Here is a 1645-nt window from a genome sequence, read left to right as displayed (position 1 = left end):
CGGGTTTGAGGATGACGATATCCCGCAGTATTGGATCGTAATGGTAATGGATGATATGCCCCAAGGTATGGGAAATGCGAAGGAAAAGTTCTGCTTGTTCCTTATCGATTCCCTGTTGAGCGCAGATGGCAAGGACATCATTGTAGGGCAGATAGGCTTTGTCGTTTGTCTGCAAGATTTCCCGCACTCGCTGCCACTTGGCGGGAACAGAACGTCCCATTTCGGGAAGAGATGCGGCGACACTAGCAATCTTTTGTTTTAATTCTGCCAGCCCGGTGCAGGAGTTCTGAGGGTCAGGTTTGCTGTCTACATGGAAGAAGTCAAGCACCGTATCGCTGCCGAATCGATCCTGAATTTCCTGTCTGTCAATGTCGGGTTGTCGCTGTCCGGGACCGCCGTGGGTTGCGACTACTAGCACCTTGGCATCCGGTGCGCGATGCTTAATCAAGGTAATCCACTCTTTGACAAAGCCTTGCTGGGGGCCTTCTCGCGGCTTCCACACCACCAGATACACGGCTGGTGCACTGAAAAACAACTGGTGCGTCGATCGATAAACCGGTTGACCGCCAAAATCCCAACCATTGAGTAAGATATCTGTGCCACTGTCGGGATGGGTGACAATAACTGGCTTAATTTCAACGCCGTGAGTGGTGGGACGACTTTCTAGCCATTCATCCTCGCGCAATGCTCCCAACAGACAACTCTTGCCCACCTCGCCTTCACCGATCAAAATCAGCTTGGCTTCATTCAGGGTGATCTTTGCTTCTGCCTTTGCCCGCAGGTATTGCAAGACGGCTTCAGTGCCTTGCTCATAGGCAGCAGCGAGGTCAGGATTGAGAGGGTTGTTGCTGAGGTGAAGCTCTTGCAACCTGGTGAGGGATGCGAGTCCCTCTGGCAGTTCCCTCAGTTGGTTGTTTTTGAGGTTAAGCAATCGCAACTGGGTGAGGGATGCGATCGCCTTTGGCAGTTCCCTCAGTTGGTTGTTGCTGAGGTCAAGCCTTACCAACTCGGTGAGGGATGCCATCGCCTCTGGCAGTTCCGTCAGTTGGTTGTTTTGGAGGTCAAGCCTTACCAACTGGGTGAAGGATGCGAGCGCCTCTGGCAGTTCCGTCAGTTGGTTGTTTTGGAGGTAAAGCTGTTGCAACTTGGTGAGGGATGCGATCGTTTCTGGCAGTTTCGTCAGTTGGTTGTTTTGGAGGTAAAGCTGTTGCAACTTGGTGAGGAATGCGATCGCCTCTGGCAGCTTCGTCAGTTGGTTGTTGAAGAGGTAAAGCCCTTGCAACTGGGTGAGAGATGCGAAAGCCTCTGGCAGTTCCGTCAGTTTCATGTAGCTAAGATCGAGTGTTCTTTCTCGGTCTCGCCGTGACCGTTCAATGCGTCGCTGTACACTCGGATCGTCCTCAGTTTCTAACATTGCCAATTCCTTGTTGTGATTTTTGTATATAAGTACGATCGCCTTTTGAGATGACTCGGGCGATCGCCAACTATGATTTAATTTTGAATCTTGATTAAGCTCACTTCAAAATAACACGAATATTTTGTCGATCGTGAGGTTTGAGTAAAGGAGAGAATGGAGGGTTTGTTAGAGGGTTAAGGCGAGGCAGAGCCTCTGGATATGCGTTACCAGGCAGAGCCTGGGAACGAG

1 protein-coding gene is annotated in these 1645 nt (G+C 50.8%); it reads right to left on the bottom strand.

The features are described from left to right. Positions 1-1414, bottom strand: a 1414-nt coding sequence (locus ACUVJL_RS19730; protein WP_445247390.1) for a leucine-rich repeat protein, incomplete at its 3' end; no start/stop codon positions are given. Positions 1415-1645 lie beyond the last annotated feature (231 nt).

Origin of the sequence: Microcoleus sp. OTE_8_concoct_300 (genome assembly GCF_031383065.1) — a bacterium.
GTDB lineage: Bacteria > Cyanobacteriota > Cyanobacteriia > Cyanobacteriales > Microcoleaceae > Microcoleus.
Note: the sequence above shows the minus strand (reverse complement) of the source record. Positions and strands in the feature narration are given on the sequence as shown.